The sequence below is a fragment of the Pseudonocardia sp. ICBG1293 genome, from assembly GCF_020131355.1.
GTDB lineage: Bacteria > Actinomycetota > Actinomycetes > Mycobacteriales > Pseudonocardiaceae > Pseudonocardia.
This window is the reverse complement of the sequence record NZ_JAHLEL010000006.1, coordinates 242325-259144: the sequence shown is the minus strand read 5'-3', so window position 1 is coordinate 259144 and position 16820 is coordinate 242325. Positions and strand designations below refer to the sequence as shown.

At 76.5% G+C, this 16820-nt stretch carries 14 protein-coding genes; 6 read left to right on the top strand and 8 right to left on the bottom strand.

Features of this window, described 5'->3' with window-relative positions; genetic code table 11:
- Positions 1 to 42: 42 nt before the first annotated feature.
- Complete coding sequence (gene rsmH, locus KPF47_RS01845) at positions 43 to 1041, bottom strand: 16S rRNA (cytosine(1402)-N(4))-methyltransferase RsmH (protein ID WP_224386445.1); 999 nt, start codon at positions 1039 to 1041, stop codon at positions 43 to 45.
- Between the two features lie 395 nt (positions 1042 to 1436).
- On the bottom strand, positions 1437 to 1868 hold the full coding sequence (mraZ, locus tag KPF47_RS01840) for a division/cell wall cluster transcriptional repressor MraZ (protein ID WP_043276508.1): 432 nt from the start codon (positions 1866 to 1868) through the stop codon (positions 1437 to 1439).
- A gap of 629 nt (positions 1869 to 2497) precedes the next feature.
- Here mraZ and KPF47_RS01835 point away from each other — a divergent pair.
- From KPF47_RS01835 to KPF47_RS01825, 3 genes are read left to right on the top strand one after another with little or no spacing between them, the layout of a single operon-like run.
- The gene (locus tag KPF47_RS01835; RefSeq protein ID WP_224386795.1) at positions 2498 to 3451 is read left to right on the top strand and encodes a MoxR family ATPase; all 954 of its coding nucleotides are present in this window, start codon (positions 2498 to 2500) and stop codon (positions 3449 to 3451) included.
- Position 3452: 1 nt separating this feature from the next.
- Positions 3453 to 4817 (top strand): DUF58 domain-containing protein, encoded by a 1365-nt coding sequence (locus KPF47_RS01830; RefSeq protein WP_224386444.1) that lies wholly within the window; start codon positions 3453 to 3455, stop codon positions 4815 to 4817.
- A complete protein-coding gene (locus KPF47_RS01825) occupies positions 4814 to 7165 on the top strand; it encodes a DUF3488 and transglutaminase-like domain-containing protein (RefSeq protein WP_224386443.1) in 2352 nt (783 codons plus the stop codon). Before KPF47_RS01830 ends, KPF47_RS01825 begins: the two co-directional genes overlap by 4 nt.
- A gap of 551 nt (positions 7166 to 7716) precedes the next feature.
- Here KPF47_RS01825 and KPF47_RS01815 read toward each other — a convergent pair.
- Together KPF47_RS01815 and KPF47_RS01810 are read right to left on the bottom strand one after the other, a co-directional pair.
- Positions 7717 to 8127 carry a DUF3040 domain-containing protein gene (locus tag KPF47_RS01815; protein WP_224386442.1) on the bottom strand — a complete coding sequence of 137 codons (411 nt, stop codon included), beginning with the start codon at positions 8125 to 8127 and terminating at the stop codon, positions 7717 to 7719.
- Positions 8128 to 8427: 300 nt separating this feature from the next.
- On the bottom strand, positions 8428 to 9186 hold the full coding sequence (locus tag KPF47_RS01810) for a bifunctional 2-polyprenyl-6-hydroxyphenol methylase/3-demethylubiquinol 3-O-methyltransferase UbiG (protein WP_224386441.1): 759 nt from the start codon (positions 9184 to 9186) through the stop codon (positions 8428 to 8430).
- Between the two features lie 126 nt (positions 9187 to 9312).
- Here KPF47_RS01810 and KPF47_RS01805 point away from each other — a divergent pair, with 126 nt between their 5' ends.
- On the top strand, positions 9313 to 10143 hold the full coding sequence (locus tag KPF47_RS01805; RefSeq protein ID WP_224386440.1) for a ParA family protein: 831 nt from the start codon (positions 9313 to 9315) through the stop codon (positions 10141 to 10143).
- An 84-nt stretch (positions 10144 to 10227) separates the two neighbouring features.
- Here KPF47_RS01805 and KPF47_RS01800 read toward each other — a convergent pair whose 3' ends face one another.
- Both KPF47_RS01800 and KPF47_RS01795 read right to left on the bottom strand, forming a co-directional pair.
- Positions 10228 to 11175 carry an SAV_6107 family HEPN domain-containing protein gene (locus KPF47_RS01800; RefSeq protein ID WP_224386439.1) on the bottom strand — a complete coding sequence of 316 codons (948 nt, stop codon included), beginning with the start codon at positions 11173 to 11175 and terminating at the stop codon, positions 10228 to 10230.
- 42 nt (positions 11176 to 11217) lie between these two features.
- The gene (locus tag KPF47_RS01795) at positions 11218 to 11538 is read right to left on the bottom strand and encodes a hypothetical protein (RefSeq protein ID WP_224386793.1); all 321 of its coding nucleotides are present in this window, start codon (positions 11536 to 11538) and stop codon (positions 11218 to 11220) included.
- A gap of 321 nt (positions 11539 to 11859) precedes the next feature.
- Between KPF47_RS01795 and KPF47_RS01790 the strand changes: the two genes are divergently transcribed.
- Both KPF47_RS01790 and KPF47_RS01785 read left to right on the top strand, forming a co-directional pair.
- Positions 11860 to 12471, top strand: coding sequence for an N-acetyltransferase (locus KPF47_RS01790; protein ID WP_224386438.1), 612 nt, complete (start codon positions 11860 to 11862; stop codon positions 12469 to 12471).
- A 37-nt stretch (positions 12472 to 12508) separates the two neighbouring features.
- Positions 12509 to 13189 carry a DUF3153 domain-containing protein gene (locus KPF47_RS01785; RefSeq protein WP_224386437.1) on the top strand — a complete coding sequence of 227 codons (681 nt, stop codon included), beginning with the start codon at positions 12509 to 12511 and terminating at the stop codon, positions 13187 to 13189.
- A 36-nt stretch (positions 13190 to 13225) separates the two neighbouring features.
- Here KPF47_RS01785 and KPF47_RS01780 read toward each other — a convergent pair whose 3' ends face one another.
- Positions 13226 to 14215, bottom strand: coding sequence for an NADPH:quinone reductase (locus tag KPF47_RS01780; protein ID WP_224386436.1), 990 nt, complete (start codon positions 14213 to 14215; stop codon positions 13226 to 13228).
- Entirely contained in the window at positions 14212 to 16770 is a 2559-nt protein-coding gene (locus KPF47_RS01775; protein WP_224386435.1) for a molybdopterin oxidoreductase family protein, read from the bottom strand. The genes KPF47_RS01780 and KPF47_RS01775 overlap by 4 nt, the downstream gene beginning before the upstream one ends.
- Between the last annotated feature and the right edge of the window lie 50 nt (positions 16771 to 16820).

The following is a 16820-nucleotide window of genomic DNA, read 5'->3' as shown; positions in this document are numbered from 1 at the left end:
GTACCGGTACTACCTGCGTGCTCGGGTCCGTGCCGCGGGTGCTCACGGTCCGTCCTCCACGCGTTCCGCCGCGCGCAGCCGTACCGGCGCGGCCCGCGGGTTGCGGGCGACCTCGGCCTCGGAGGCCTGCTCGGAGCCCCGGGTCAGCAGCCGGAACTCCGGACCGTGTCCGGGGAGCTCCACCGGCAGGTCCACCGGGGTCCGGGAGCGGACGCGCTCGGCGAGCACCCGCTTGGTGATCCGGTCCTCCAGCGAGTGGTAGGACAGCACGACGATCCGTCCGCCCGGCGCCAGCGCGTCCAGCGCGGCGGGCAGGGCGTCGCGCAGCACCTCGAGCTCGCGGTTCACTTCGATGCGCAGGGCCTGGAAGGTCCGCTTCGCGGGGTGGCCGCCGGTCCGCCGGGACGCGGCCGGGACGACGCCGTAGAGCAGCTCGACGAGCTCGGCGCTGCGGGTGAAGGGCCGCTTCTCCCGGTTCCGGACGATCGCGTTCGCGATCGGGCCCGCGAACCGCTCCTCGCCGTACTCCCGCAGGATCCGGCGCAGCTCGGGAGCGGTGTAGGAGTTCAGGACGTCGGCGGCGGTCGGCCCGGTGGTCGGGTCCATCCGCATGTCGAGGTCGGCGTCGCGGGAGTAGGAGAAGCCGCGGGCGTCCTCGTCGAGCTGGAGCGAGGAGACGCCCAGGTCGAACAGGATGCCGTCGGCGGCGGGCACGCCCGCCTGCTCCAGCGCGCCGGCGACGTCGTCGTAGACGGTGTGCACCCGGTGCAGCCGGTCGGCGTACGCGGTGAGCCTGCGCCCCGCGAGTTCGAGGGCCTGCGGGTCGCGGTCCATCCCGACGACGGTGAGCCGGGGGTGCGCGGCCAGCAGCGCCGCCGCGTGTCCCCCCATGCCCAGGGTGGCGTCCACGTAGACGGCGTCCCGGTCGCGCAGGGCGGGGTCGAGCAGCTCGGAGACGCGCTCCAGGAGGACCGGGGTGTGCCGGTCGCCGGGTGCGCGGTCGTCGCGCGGGGTGGCGCCGTCGCCGGAAGTGCCGTCCACGTGCCACCCCCCGGTGCGCCGTCCGTCCCCGTGTGGTGCGTGCGGGCCGCCGGTGCGGCGGCCGTCCCCGGCCCCGGCCACGGGGCCGGGACCGGGACGGTCGATGTCCGTGGGCGTGGCGTCCGGCTCCCACAACCGGTGCGCTCCACTCCCGAAGACGCGCGGGCTCCACCGCGCCACCCGAACTCCCCAGTCGGGGTGGGCGCCGGCGCCGTCCCCACCCGGGGGCCGTGCCGAGGTGGACCTGGCACCGGGGAAGGTGTGCCAGGGCCTGTTCGATCACGGCACCCGGGTCGGGACGGCGACGGTGGTGGTGGTGGTGGTGTCGTCCGCTGTCGGTCGTGCTGTCCTGCTCGGGTACTGCCGCCGTCCCTCGTCCCGCCCGCCAGCGGAACTCAGAACAGCCCGGGCAGAACCTCCTCCTGGGCCTTGGCGAACTCGTCCTCGTGCCGCTCCTGGTACTCCTGCCAGGCCTGCGCGTCCCAGATCTCGGCGCGCGTGAACGCGCCGATCACCACGCAGTCCTTGGACAGTCCGGCGTACCGGCGCAGCTCGGACTGGATCGCGATCCGGCCCTGGCCGTCGGGGTTCTGCTCGTCGGTGCCCGAGAAGAGGTTCCGCTGGAACACCCGCGCCGACTCGTTCGTCAGCGGGGCCGCGGCGATCTTGCGCGCCATCTCGGTGAAGGCGTCACGGGTGAACACGTAGAGGCAGTGGTCCTGCCCTTTCGTGATCATGCAGCCGCCTCGCAACTCGTCGCGGAATTTCGCGGGCAGCGTGAGCCGCCCCTTGTCGTCCAGCTTCGGGGTGTAGGTGCCGAGGAACACCGACCCCACCTCCACCTGGGACCCCTGTTCGCCCCAGCGATCACCACACTACCCCACACTCACCCACCGTCAACCCGAGCCGGGTGGCCTGTCGGCCCCCGACTCGGTGTCGTCGCAGGTCAGAGGCGGTGGGGAACGGTGGGGGCGCGCGCGGCGCCACCCGGTCGCGCGACGTCCGACGCCGGTGCCGGCCCGTCCCGGCCGCCCGGTCGACCGGCCGCTCCCCCACCGGCGTCGTCGCTGGTCAGGCCCCGTTCTCCCGGTCGCGCGGGACGTCCGGGTGGGGACGGGTGGGGAGACGGTGGGGGGACCCGTGGGGAGCCCGGGTGGGGGGCGGTGGGGGGCCCGGTGCCCCCGCGGTGGGGCGGGGTGGGGAACGGCCGGTCGCGAGCGCCCCGGGACCTGCCCCACCGGGCCGGACGGAGCAGCCGTCGGGGACGGGTGGCGGCGCCCGGTCACGATCGGGGGACGTTTGACAGACTGGGGTCGCCCGAGCCGTCTCCCGAGGAGGCCCGTTGTCCTCGAGCGCGCCGTCCGCGCCCTCCGTGCCACCCGTCCCGTCGCCGTCCGGTGGGCCCGTCCGCCGGGCCGACCTCAGCGGTGCGCACCCCGGTTACGCGCCCGAGCCGATGGACGCCGCCGCCGTCGCCGACACGGCGGGCCGGATCGCCGCCGCGATGGCGCGGATCATCGTCGGTAAGCCCGACACCATCCGGCTGGCCCTGGTCGCGATGCTCGCCGAGGGGCACCTGCTCGTCGAGGACGTGCCGGGCGTCGGCAAGACCACGCTGGCCAAGGCACTCGCCCGGGCCGTCGACGGGGCGGTGAGCCGGGTGCAGTTCACCCCGGACCTGCTGCCCGGCGACATCACCGGCTCCTCGGTCTACAACCGGCAGACCTCGGAGTTCGAGTTCCGGCCCGGACCGGTGTTCGCCAACGTCGTGATCGCCGACGAGATCAACCGTGCCTCGCCGAAGACGCAGTCCGCGCTGCTGGAGTGCATGGCCGAGCACCAGGTGACCGTCGACGGCGGCACCTACCCGCTCGGTGACCCGTTCATGGTCGTCGCCACCCAGAACCCGGTGGAGATGGACGGCACCTACCCGCTGCCCGAGGCCCAGCAGGACCGGTTCACGGTCCGGGTCTCGGTCGGCTACCCCGACCCGGCGGCCGAGCTCGCGATGCTCGAGGAGCACGGCTCGACCGACCCGCTGGAGCGGCTGCGGCCGGTCACCGACCTGCGCACGCTGCGGTCGATGGTCGCCGGGGTGCGCGGTCTGCACACCGCCGCGGAGGTACGCCGCTACTGCGTCGAGGTCGTCGGCGCGACCCGGCGGCTGCCCGAGGTCCGCCTCGGCGCGTCGCCGCGCGCGACACTGCACCTGCTGCGCGCCGCCCGCGCGTGGGCGGCCACCGCCGGGCGCGGCTACGTCGTCCCCGACGACGTCCAGGCCGTCGCCGTGCCGGTCCTCGCGCACCGGCTGGTGCTCGGCCCCGAGGGGGTCGCGGCCCGCCGGACCCCGGCGGATCTGGTGCGGGCCGCCGTCGCGCGGGTCGCGGTGCCGTCCCCGCCGCGGGGCTGAGATGGCGCCGACCGCGCCGCCCCCGGAGGCACCGGCTCCCACCGAGCCCGGCGACCCGGCCGCGACCGGGGCGCCCGGCTCGTCGCCGGCGCCGCTCGCCACCGGAGGCGCGCCGCGCCGGGAACGGCGCGCCGGGCTGACCGTGCGCGGGCGCTGTCTGCTCGCCGGCGGCGCCGCGATGGTCGTCTCGGCGATCGCGCTCGACGAGCGTGACCTCGTGCGGATCGGCGCGTTCGTGCTGCTCCTGCCGCTGCTCGCCCTCGTCGTCGCGCTGCGGTCACGTCGTTCGCTGCAGGTGGGGCGCACCCTGGAACCGGCCCGCCTGGAGGCGGGCGGCGCGGGCACCGTGCTGCTGCGGATCGCCGGCGGGGCGCTGCTGGGTGCGCTGCGGATCGCCGACCACGTGCCCGACGCCGCCGGCCCCGCCGACCGCTATCCGCCGCGGTTCACCGTGCACCGGCTCGGCCGCCGCGGTGCCCGGGTCGGCTACCCGGTGCGGCCCGCGGTCCGCGGTGCCTACCGGATCGGCCCGCTGCGCGGCCGCGGCACCGACGCACTCGGCCTGGCCGAGTTCCGGCACGACCTGCTGCCCGCCGACCGGCTGCTGGTCCTGCCCCGGGTCACCCCGCTGACCGGGCGCCCGGCGCTGACCTCCACCGCGGCCGGACGCGGCGCCGAGGGCGGCAGCCGCCCCGGCCCCGGCACCCCGGACGTGCTGATCCGTCCCTACCGCCAGGGCGACGAGCTACGCCGTGTGCACTGGCGCTCCAGCGCCCGGCGCGACGAGCTGATGGTCCGCCTCGACGACCGGCCCGACCCGTCCGGCGTCACGCTGCTGATCGACCGGCGCGACAGCGCCCACCGCGGCCACGGGCCCGCCTCCAGCCTGGAGTGGGCGGTGGCCTTCACCGCCAGTGTCGCGGTGCACCTGCTGCAGCGCGGCGAGGCCGTCGCGCTGGTCGACGAGTCCGGCGACACCGTCGGCGACGTGCCGCCCGGCGTGACCGGCGCGGACGCCGTCCCACCGCGGCTGGAGTCGCTCGCGGTGCTGCGCCCCTCCGCCAGCACCGGGTTCACCGCCCCCGGCCCGGGCCCCGGGCACCCCGAGGGCGTGCTCGCGGTGCTCGGCGGGACCGCCCCCCAGGACGTCACCGCCCTGGTCTCGGCGTGGCCGCGCGGCGGACACGCCGTCCTGCTCGACGTCGACTCCTGGTCGGCCGCGACGCGGTCCCGGCCGGCGTCGGTCGCGGCGGCGGCGTTGCGCCGGGCGGGGTGGCACGCCACCGTCGTCACCTCCGACACGACCGTCCAGCGGGCCTGGGCCGACGCCTGCGGCACGCCCGGCCTCGCGGGGGCGACCGGATGAGCGCACCGACCCGTCCCCCCGTCCGGCCCGCGCCCCCGGCCGCCGCGCCGGTCGCCGACACCGCACCCCCGGGCCGGGCACCGGGCGGACCCGCCTGGACGGTCGTGCTGGGCCCGGTCGCGACGGTGGTGGCGGTGCTGCTCGCCGGGTCGGCGATGAGCTCGGTGGTGCAGGGGGCCGCCTGGTTCGCCCACGCCGCCGCCGCGGTCGTGCTGGTCGCGCTGGTCGGTGGGCTGCTGCTGCCGGTCCGGGCCTGGCTGGTCGCCCCGGGGCAGCTGCTCGCCCTGGTCCTGCTGGTCACCGGATGGTTCACCGGCAGCGGCGTGCTGGGCGTGGTCCCGGGGCCCACCGCGTTCGCGGAGCTGTCGGGGCTGCTGGGCGGCGCCGGACAGCAGATCGACACCGGGCTGCCCCCCGTCGCGGCGAGCCCGGAGATCCTGCTGCTGGTCACCCTCGGGTTCGGCACGATCGCGATCGCCGTGTTCGGCCTGGCGGTGACCGTCGCCGCCCCGGCCGCGGCCGGGGTGCCGCTGTTGGTGGTGTTCGCGGTGCCGACGGCGCTGCAGCCGGAGCTGTTGCCCTGGTGGACCGTGGTCGCGGCGACGCTCGGCTACGGCGTGCTGCTGCTCCTGCGCCCGGACCGGTTGCGTCAGCTCCCGGCGGGGGCCGCGGTCGTCGCGGTCGCCGTCGTCGGGTCGCTGCTGGTGGGGCTGCTGACGTCGTCGGTGGGCACCTCGGGTCGCTTCGACGCCACCGGCGGGACCGGCGGCGACGCCGACGGTTCGATCGGGCTGAACCCGTTCACCTCGCTGCGCGGCCAGCTGACCCGCAGCGAGCCGCGGCCGCTGTTCGGGGTCCGCGGCCTGCAGACCCCGACCTACCTGCGTGCCCTCACCCTGCAGACCTACGTGCCGCAGGAGGGCTGGAAGGCCGACCGGCCGCTGCCGGGGGTGCCACTGACCGGTCCGCTCCCGCCGTCGACGTCCGGGCCGGCCGCGTCGCAGGACGTGCAGGTCGAGAACCTGGGCTTCCACGACTACTGGCTGCCGGTGTTCGGCGACCCGACCCGGATCACGGTGGGCTCCCCGAGCTGGGCCTACGACACCGCGGGCGGCATCGTCTACAGCGAGCGCGCCCAGTCCGAGGACGGCTGGACCCAGTCGATGCGGCTGCCCGAGCCCTCGGCCGACCAGCTGCGCGCGGCGTCCGGACCGGTGACGGTCGACCGGAGCTACCTCGACACCGCGGGCGTCGACCCGCGGGTCACCGCGATCGCCCGTGAGGTGACCGCCGGTGCCACGACGCCGTTCGACCGGGCGATGGCGCTGGAGGACCACTTCACCGGGCCCGGCTCCCCGTTCACCTACAGCCTGGCGACCGCGCCCGGCGGCAACGGCGACGCGCTGGTCGACTTCCTGACCCGGGGCCGCACCGGCTACTGCGAGCAGTACGCCTCGGCGATGGCGGTCATGCTGCGTGCCGTCGACGTCCCGGCCCGGGTCGCGGTCGGCTTCACCGCAGGCGACGCGGACGGCACCGGGGCGCGCACGATCACCACCGAGGACGCGCACGCCTGGGTCGAGGCCTGGTTCCCCGACTACGGCTGGCTGACCTTCGACCCGACCCCGCTCGCCGACGGCCGCACCATCGACCCGGCCTACGTCCAGCAGGCCCGCGAGCAGGACGGCGGTGCGCCCGCCGCGGAGCAGACCCCGCAGCCCGAGCCGTCCGCGACCCCGCCGCCCCCGGAGGCGGGCGGCCCCACCCCGGAGCCCCCGCCCGCCGAGGAGCAGGCGGCCGACCGGCCGGCGTCCGCGGTCGGGTCGTGGTGGCCGGTGGTCGTCGCACTGCTGCTGGCGGCCGCGGCGCTCGCGGTCGTGCTGACCCCGGGCCTGTGGCGACGGCGCCAGTACTCCCGCCGGGCCGGTCTGGCCCGGGCCGGTGGTGACGGCGCGGCGGCGGCGGCGTGGGACGAGGTCCTCGCCGTGTCCCGTGACCACGGGGTCCCGGTGCCACCCGGCGACACCGTCCGGGCGGCGGCCGACCGCATCATCGAGCGGCACGGCCTGTCCGGGCGCCCCGCCGAGGCGCTGCGGGAGCTGGCTGGCCGGGTCGAGGCGAGCTGGTACGGCGGGATGCTGCCCGGGCCGGGCACCCTCGACGGCCTGGTCGACGAGGTGCGAACGGCGATCGCGGCCGGCGGGGCGTCGTTGCGGGCCCGGGTGCTGCCGCCCTCGGTGGTACCGGAGGCGGTCCGGCGTGGCCGGCGTCCGTCCGGCGAGGACCCGACCGCCGACGGGGACGGTGCCGCCCCGAGCGCGTCCGAGGAGCCCGCCGAGCGCCGCTGAGCCCGTTCCGGCGGCGATCCGAACCGGCGCGGTCCCCGCCCGATCCCGATCCCGGACGGCCGGCCCCCGCAGGTCCGCTCCCCCGCTGGGCCGCCCCCGGCCGGGCCGAACCGGGCCCAGCTGAACCGGTCGGTCCGGGCTGAGCCGGTCGGGCGGGGCTGGGCCGGTCCGGGCTGGGCTGGTCCGGGCTGGGCTGGTCCGGGCTGGGCTGAGCTGGTCCGGGCTGGGCTGAGCTGGTCCGGGCTGAGCCGGGCCGGGCCGGGCTGGGCCGGGCTGGGCCGGGCTGGGCCAGGCTGGGCCGGGCCGGGCCGGTCCGGGCTGGGCCGGGCCGGGCCGGGCTGGGCCGGGTAGGTCGGTCCAGCCCGGACCGTGGCCGCGCGCGGTCGGATGCAGAGAGGGTCCCCGGGTGTGCCCGGCTCCCGACGGAGGCGACGCCGCACGCCCCACCGGTGTCGGGACACCGGGGCCCGACGGACGACGGCGGGGCGGGACACCGAGTCGGTGTCCCGCCCCGCCGGGCGTCGCGCGGGCGGCCGCAGGGCCGCCCGGTGTCACTCCTGTTCGAAGCGGCGCCGGAAGCGCTCCTCCATACGGCCGGTGAAGCCACCGCCGCTCTCGCCGGACTGCTTGTCCTTGGGGGTGGACCCGCTCTGCCCCGTCGCCTCCTCGCCGCACCGGCGGGCGCCGATCGAGGTGACGGCCAGCAGGGCGCCACCGAGCATGGCGAGGAAACCGACGATGCTCAGGATCGGCAGGTCACCGAGCCAGAGGGCCCGGAAGGGGATCCCCGCGATCAGCAGCACGAGGCCGACCACGAACAGGACGGCGCCCTGGATCCGACGACGCCGGGCGGGCTTGCTCCGCCGGCTACCGCTGACCGAGGACGCGAACTTGGGGTCCTCCTGGTAGAGGGCGCGTTCGATCTGTTCGAGCAGGCGCTGCTCGTGCTCGGAGAGCGGCATGCCTTCACCTCCGGCACACGTAATCGGACGGTAGGCCGCATCCGGTCCGGGCTTCCTCGCCCTGACCGGTACGACGGGCGCCCCAACCTGGGCGTCTGATGTCAGAGTACGAGGCGAATCGTGCCGCGACCACCCGGACCGTCCAACCCGCTCGGCTGATCGTCGAGCGGACGGCGTGGCGCGGCGTGTCGTCGCTCACGCGGAGCCTCGCAGACCCACCCGGACGGGGCCGGACGCCCGGGTGAACGCCGGACGACCGGTCACCGACGGCGGCCGGGCGACGACCGTCGGAGACCGGCGTCAGTACCGCCGGGCGAGCAGATGCAACCGCGGGGCGACCTCGGCGAGCGCACCGACCTGCGACGCGAGGGCGTCCAGCTCGTCGCGCTCGTCCCGGCCCGCCGGTTCGCCCTCCGGCCCGGGCCCGGGCAGCCACGCCTCGAGGGTGCCGTCGCCCTGCAGCACCTCCGTCCGGAGCCGCCCGGTCCCTGCGGTGAGTTCCCGGAGGCGGTGCGCGTCGAACCGGCGCAGCAGCCGGTCGTCGGTACCGGTGCGGCCCTCGGGGTCGGCCAGCAGGGCACGGGCCTCGGCGAGCCGGCCGGTGGCGACCCGCCCGATGAACGCGCCGTAACGCCCCACCGTCAGCACCGACACCGCACCGCCGGGGGCGGCGGCCGCGGCGAGCGCGGCGAGCACTCGTGCCGGGCCGTCGACGACCTCGAGCAGCCCGTGGCCGAGCACGAGGTCGGCACCGTCGGCCGGCGCGACGTCGGCGAGGGTGTCGACGTCGCCGTTCACCGGCGTGATCCGGTCGGTGACGTCGGCCTCGTCGGCCCGCCGGGCCAGCGTCGCCAGCGCGTTGGGGCTCGTGTCGACCACGGTGACCGCGCAGCCGGCGATCGCCAGCGGCACCGCCCAGGTGCCACTGCCACCACCGACGTCGAGCACCCGGGGCGCGGCCCCGGTGTCCCGGCGGACGCGGTCGATCTCCCTGTCCAGCACCCGGAACACGGCGGCACCGCGCGCTGCTCCGGACTGCTCCCGTGTCGGCGATCCCACGGCACGAGACTAGTGGCCCCCACCGGGAAGCGGACCGCCCGCCCGTCGCGGGGCCGCCGGCAGGCGCCGGGCGATCACACGGACTCCGCCCGGCCACACCGCCGGACCGCACGGTACGTTGGGTGGGTGCAGGTCGTCGCCACGCTCAGTCTCAAGGGTGGCGTCGGCAAGACCACCGTCGCACTGGGTCTGGCCGGCGCAGCGCAGCGTCACGGCGTCTCCACCCTCGTGGTGGATCTCGACCCGCAGGCCAACGCCACCACCGCGCTCGACCCGGAGCCGACCACGGCCACCGTCGCCGACGTGCTGGACGAGCCGCGCCGCGCGGTCGTCGAGCGGGCCATCGCGCCGTCGGCGTGGGGTGAGGGTCTCGACGTGCTGGTCGGCGCGGAGCAGACCGAGCGGCACAACCATCCCGACCCGGGCGCGGCGCAGCTCCATCGGCTCGACCGCGCACTGCAGCGGCTGGCCGGCGAGCTGATCACCGACGAGTCCGGTGGCTCCGAGACCGTCGAGGAGCGCTACCGGCTGGTGATCGTGGACTGCCCGCCGTCGCTGGGGCAGCTGACCCGCAGCGCGCTGTCGGCGGCGGACCGGGCGATCCTGGTGACCGACCCGACGATGTTCTCGGTGTCCGGTGTGCAACGTGCGTTCGACGCGGTGCAGACCGAACGCGAGCGGTCCAACGACCGCCTGCAGCCATTGGGCGTGCTGGTCAACCGGGTACGGCCGCGCAACACCGAGCACGAGTTCCGGATCTCGGAGCTGCGCGAGCTGTTCGGCCCCCTCGTGTTCAACAGCGTCCTGCCCGACCGCTCGGCGGTCCAGCAGGCCCAGGGCGCCTGCCTGCCGATCCAGGCGTGGGACACCCCGGGCGCCCGGGAGATCTCCGCGGTGTTCACCGCCCTGCTGGGCCGGGTGCTGCGCAGCGCCTCGCGCCCCGCCGCCTCGGCCTGAGACGTTCCGCTCCCGCGCCCGGCCCCGGTCGCTCCCGGCCATCCGGCTCCCCCGGTACGGCCCGCCGCCCGCTGTCGGCCCTCCTCACCGCGGCAGCAGCAGCTGCACCCGGGTGACGAACTGCTCGGCCTGGCGCAGCAGGTCGTCGGCGGCGCGCCGGTCGACGTGCCGGTCGATGCCGGCCTCGGCCTCGATCCGCAGCCGCGAGCACCCGGCGAAGAAGGCCGCCCACTCCTCCAGCTCCGGGGCGACCTCGGCGAGGAGGCGCCAGACGTCGCGCGGGGCACCACGGCGGGTCCGGGGCCGGGCCCGCATCGCCAGCACCGCCGCTCCGGCGCGGAGCGCGGCGAGATAGGCCGCCGGGTAGCGACGCAGCGGCTCGAGCTCCCGGTGCGCCTCGGCGAGCTGCTCCGCGGCCTGGCGCAGCAACCCCAGCGCGTCCCGCGACGGCGGGGCGGGCGCAGGCGACCGGAGGGACCCCGGACCGGCCGGGCGGGCGGCACCGCCGGTCGAGGATGCGGGAGCGCTCGGCAGCGGCACCACCTGCCCGGCCCGGCCGGGGACGCCGGGCCGGGACCGCGGCGGACCGTCCGCCGCGCGCCGCTCCGGGCCGGGCCCGCTCCGGCCGCCGGTCCCGGTCGGACCGGCCGTCCCGGTCCAGCCGGCCGTCCCGGCCGTACCTGCGGTGCCACCCGGGCCGGCCGCGCTCGGCCCGTCCGTCCCGGCCGAGCCGGCGGTCCCGGACGAGCCGGCGGTGCCGGACGCGGTCCTGGCCGCGCGGCCGGCGCAGCCGGTCCCGGCCGGGTCGGAGCCGGTCCGGCCGCTCCCCCGCCGGGACGACACCGCTCCGGGAGCGGGCTCCGCGCGGTCGGCCCCGCCCCGCGCCACGCCGCAGTCCAGCGGCCACAGCCCGTCGGTGGCCGGGCGCGGCCGGCCGGACCGCCGCTGCGGCCGCGCGGCACCCTCCGGGACCTCGCCCGGCCGTCGCACCCCGGCGGACCGCGGCGACGGCAGCGCCAGGTCCAGTTCCATCGTCCTGCTCCGCACGCGCACCTCCCGTACCTCCCGCACCTCTCAGTCGACCTTCACCAGGTCCCACACACCGGGACCGGACCGCATCCGCAGCACCACCTCGCGGGGCGGCTCCTGCGGGTCCTGCACCGACCGCGCGAGCACCCGCCAGCAGCTCAGCCGGTCCCCGCCCACCGGCATCGGCGACGGGAACGGCCACGGGGACTCCTCGACCCACTGGTCTCGAACCCCGGTGACCAGGAAATGTTCCCCGCGGCGCGACGGACGCCGGGAGAACTCGACCGGCTCGCCGTTCTGCCAGCGCACGTCGATCGCCGCCGGCTGGCGGGACCGGAACAAACGCGAGAAGCCGCCCACTGGCATCACCACGCCTTCCACCCGGCGGGGGCCTCGGTTGCCACCACCGGAATCGGTCTCCGGGACGCCCGGCGACGGGGTGCTTCCCCCACCCCGCCCACCGGACGCCCGGCGTCGAACACGCGTTCGACATACGTCAGTAGAACGCGTGTTCGATCGTCGCGTCAAGTCGGCCCCCGGTGGCCCCGCCCACCGGGCCGCGGTGCGGCGGGGCGTCCGGTCCGGGACCGCCGGGACCGGCCGGCCGTGGTGTGATGGGGCCATGTACCCGGACACCGACCCCGCCCCCGCGCGGGCGTGCGGTCCCCGCCGGGGCCGGTGCTCGCGGTGACCGCCGCACCGTCGCGTCCGCGTCTGGTGGGCCTCGGCCGCAGCGAGTTCGCCGACCGGCTGGGCGAGGCCATCGACGTCTACGTGACCGCGATGGGCTACCCGCGCTCGACCGCGCGCCAGCGCCGCTCGCTCTGGCTCGAACACTCCTACCGGCCGGGCTGGCGCTCGGTCGGCTGGCTCGACGGGCACGACCGGCTCACCGGCATCGGCTACGGCTACTGGGGTGGCCCCGGGCAGTGGTGGTTCGAGGAGGTCCGGCGTGGGCTGCGCGCGCGGCGCGGGGAGCCCGGCGCCGCGGGCACCGACTGGCTGAGCGACTACTTCGAGCTGACCGAGCTGCACGTCCACCCGCAGGCGCAGGGCTCGGGCATCGGCGAGCAGCTGCTGCGGGCACTGGCCACCGACGCCGCCCGGGCCCGGATGCTGCTCTCGACCCCCGAGTACGGCCGCGCCGCGCCCGGCCGGGCCTGGCGGCTCTACCGGCGTGCCGGGTTCGTCGACGTGCTGCGCGAGCACCTGTTCACCGGGGATCCGCGCCCGTTCGCCGTGCTGGGGCGGGAGCTGCCCCTGCTCCCCACGGATCACCCGACACACGCCCCCGAGTGACGCCGGGACCGTCGTACCCGGGTGGCACGATGACGCCATGCCGCCGCACCGCACCGCGCCACCCGCACGCCGTCGATCCCGGACGCGTGCGCTCGTGCTGCTCGCGGTGCTGGCCCTGCTCGCACTGACCGGCTGCACCCGGGTCCAGGTCGCACTCGCCGTCCAGCCGGACGACACCGTGGACGGCACCGTCGTCGTCGCGACGCCCGAGGGCGCGCCGGACGGCCGCGGCCCGCAGCTGGAGGTCCCGGCCGACCTGGCCGGCGAGGTCGAGCTGTCGCCGTACGACCAGGACGGGTTCGTCGGCACCCGGGCCGCCTTCGAGAACCTGAGCTTCGCCCAGGTCGCGCAGCTGAACCTGCTCGGGGGGAACGCCTCGGGCCGGGCGAACCTGGAGCTGCGCCGGGTCGGGGAGCGGATCGCGGTCCAGGGCCGGGCCGACCTGACCACGATGCCGGTGGACCGGGCCGACGTGCGGCTCGCGATGAGCTTCCCCGGCGAGGTCGTCGAGTCCGACGGCGAGACCGACGGCGGGACCGTGACCTGGGACTTCGTCCCCGGCGAGGTCTCGCAGATCAACGCCGCGGTGATCTCCACCGACCCGAACGCGCCGTCCATCCTGGGGTGGTCGCTGCTGCTCGCGGGGCTGGTGGTCGTCGCGGCGGGGGCGGCGGTACTACTGGCCCGGCGCGACCGGAACCCGCCGATCCGGCGCTGAGGGCGCCGGACCGGCGGGGTGGCCGACCGTGACCGGTCAGAGGTCGACCACGACCTTGCCCGTCGTCCCCGCCTCGACGGCCTCGTGGGCGGCGACGACGTCGTCGATCCCGAACCGGGTGATCGGCAGCGGGGTCAGCGCGCCGTGCGTGGCCGCGACACCCAGCCCGCGGGCCGCCTCGGCCAGCACCGGGCGGGGCACGGTGTAGAGCAGCGCGAACCGCAGCACCGCGTTCGCCCCCATCAGTGCACGGACCGGGATCGCCGGGTCCTGCGGGGTGGCGGCGTAGGAGACGACCTCGCCCCCGTTGCGCAGCACGGCGAGGTCCTGCGCGAGGTTCTGGGCGAGCGCGACCTCGACGATCCGGTCGACCGGGCCGACGGCGTCGAGGATGGCGGTGGCCGGGTCGCCGTCGCGGTAGTTGACGACGTGGTGCGCACCCGCGGCCCGGGCCAGCTCCGCCTTCTCCGGGCCGGACACCGTGGTCACCACCGTCGCCCCGGCCCACCGGGCGAGCTGGATGCCGTAGTGCCCGACCGCGCCGGCACCGCCGGTGACCAGCACCGTGCGTCCGGCGACCGGGCCGTCGGCGAACAGGCAGTGGTAGGCGGTCATCGCCGGGACCCCCAGGCAGGCGCCGAGGTCGTCGGGCACGCCGTCGGGCAGCGGGGTCGCCTGCTCCGCGGTCAGCACGGTGTACTCCGCGCCGGTGCCCCACTCGGCGAGCGCGGCGCCGCCGGCACCGCCCGGCGAGGCCAGCCAGGTCCAGACCCGCTCCCCGACGCGGGCCGGGTCGACACCCTCCCCCACCGCGTCGATCTCGCCCACCCCGTCCTGGTGCGGGACGCGGACCCCGTCGAACGGACGTGACACCGTGCCGTCACGGGTCTTCGTGTCGGTCGGGTTGATCGCCGAGGTGCGGACCCGGACCCGGACCTGACCCGGACCGGGCTCCGGCGTGTCGAGTTCACCGACGGTCAGGACGTCGCGGGCGGTGCCCTCGCGGGAGTAGACGGCTGCCTTCACCCCGGTGATCCTGCCGCCGACCGCCGGGCCCCGCAGCCGGGACCGGTGTTCGGGGTGTGTTCCGGGGTCGGGACCCGGCGCGGGACGACGTCCGACGTGCGTTCCCACGTGGTGCCGTCGTCGTGGCCGCGGGTGGGCCGCACGCTCCCCCGTCGCGCCGGAGCCGATGCTGCCGTCGTCGGCGCGGGGGCGGGGCCGTCCCCGGTCCGGACCCGGGTCACCCGTGCCGTACCCGCCTTGAGCAGCGGCTGCTTCGACACCGGGTCCTTCTCGTACGGGGTGAGCTCGTTGGCGGCCCGTCCGGGCCCGGTCCCCGGCGAGCGGTGGTCACCTGAGGAGGCCGCGTCCTCGTAGCCGTAGTGGAACGGCACGAACACCACACCGGGCCGCCCGCGGCCGACCCGGGCGGGCACCTCCACCGAGCCCCGGTCGTTGCCGATCCGGACGATGTCGCCCTCGGCCACCCCGAGCCGCCGCGCGTCCTCGACCGACAGCTCGGCCCAGGCGTCCGGGGCCGCGGCGTGGAGTGCGCCGGACCGCCCGGTCTTGGTACGGGTGTGGAACTGGTAGACGGTCCGGCCGGTGATCACCGCGAACGGGTGCTCGTCGTCGGGCACCTCGGCCGCGGGGGTGTAGGCGCACCCCCGCAGCCGGGCGCGGCCCTCGAGACCGAGCGCGAGGTACTCCTCGCGGGAGAGCCCGGCGCCGGTCGACAGGTCGTGGCCGTAGGTCTCGCAGACGTCGGCGCCCGTGGCGAAGACGCCGTCGGCGTAGAGCCGGTCGCAGCCGTCCGGGGTGGCCTCGGTGACCGGCCAGGGGATGCCGCCCGAGCCGGAGAGCCGTTCGTAGCTGAGCCCGGAGTAGTCGCACAGCCTGCCGCGGCTGCACTCCTTCCACGCCTCGAACGCACCCTCGGCGGTGTCCCAGCCGAGAAGCGGCTGCCCGTCGCGGTCGCGGAAGTCCATCCGGCGCGCGTAGTCGAGGAAGATGTCCAGGTCCGGACGGGCCTCACCGGGCGGGTCGACGGCCTTGCCGGCGTGGTGCACGGTCCGGTTGACGTTGGTGAACACACCCTCCCGCTCGCCCCACATGGCGGCGGGGAGGACGACGTCGGCGTAGCGGGCGGTCTCGGTCAGGAACCCGTCCTGGACGACGACGAACAGCTCCTCCCGGTCGAGGATCTCCCGGATCCGGGGCAGCTGGGGCAGCGAGACCGCCGGGTTGGTCGCGGCGATCCAGAGCAGGCCGATGTCGCCGGCCTCGGCGAGACGGAGGATCTCCAGGGCGTCGGTGGGCGGACCGTCGTGCGGGATGACGTCGCGGTCGACGTTCCACAGCGCCGCGAGCTGGTCGATGTGGGCGGGGTTGTCCCAGTTGCGGAAGCCGGGGAGGTCGCCGTTGGAGCCGGCCTCGCGGGCGTTCTGCGCGGTGGGCTGGCCGTTCATCTGCAGCACGCCGCACCCCGGCCGGCCGAGCATGCCGCGCAGCAGGTGGATGTTGTTGACCGCGCAGGACGACGCCGTGGCCTGGTGGGACTGGTAGAAGCCCTGCAGGACGGTGGACAGCAGCCGCTCGGCGCGGCCGACGACCTCCACCGCACGGACGAGGTCTGCGACGTCGACGTCGCAGATCCGGGCGGTCTCCTCGGGCGTGTACGGCTCGACGGCGGCGACCAGGTCGTCGTAGCCGTGCACGTGGGCGTCGAGGTAGCCGTGGTCGACGTACCCACCGGCGACGAGCGCGCGGACCATGCCGTTGAGCAGCGCGAGGTTGGTGCCCGGCAGCGGTGCCAGGTGCACGCCGCCGGTACGGCGCGCGGCGTCGGCGACCGGGGTGCTGCGCGGGTCGACGGCGATGACCGTCGGCGGGTTCGGCCCCTCCAGCCGGTCGAGCACACGCGCCCACAGCACGATCTGGGTCTCGGCCATGTTGTGGCCGTAGAGGGCGATGACGTCGCAGGACTCGACGTCGGTGTAGCTGCCGGGCTGGCCGTCGGAGCCGAAGCTCTCCTTCATCGCCGCGGCGGCGGTGGCGGTGCACAGCCGGGTGTTGCCGTCCATGTGGTTGGTGCCGATGCCGGCCTTGGCGATGACACCCCAGGTGTAGTACTCCTCGGCCATCATCTGGCCCGAGCCGTAGAACCCGTGCGAGGACGGCCCGCGGCGCTCCAGCAGGGCCCGCGAACGGCCGACCACCAGCTCCATCGCGGTGTCCCAGTCGGTCTCGACGAGTTCCCCGCCGCGGCGGACCAGCGGCCGGGTCAGCCGGCGGTCGGAGTTCGCGGCGCGGCAGGAGGCGTGCAGCCCCTTCGGCCCGAGCCGACCGTGGTTGACGACGTCGGTGGCCCGGCCGCGGACCCCGACCATGCGGCCGTCGCGCACGGCGATGTCGGTGCCGCAGCCGTTGCTGCACAGCACGCACGCGCTGGGGACCCAGTGCTCGACGTCGGCCTCGGTGAGCCCGAGGTCCAGGCGCACGTCCACCCGGACCGGCCACCGGCCGTCGCGGGCGGTGGGGGTGCGCGGACCCCAGACACTGGCGATGCGGTCGGACATCGTGGGCCTCCTGGCGACGATCGGCTCCAGGACGGGTACCCGGCCGCAGG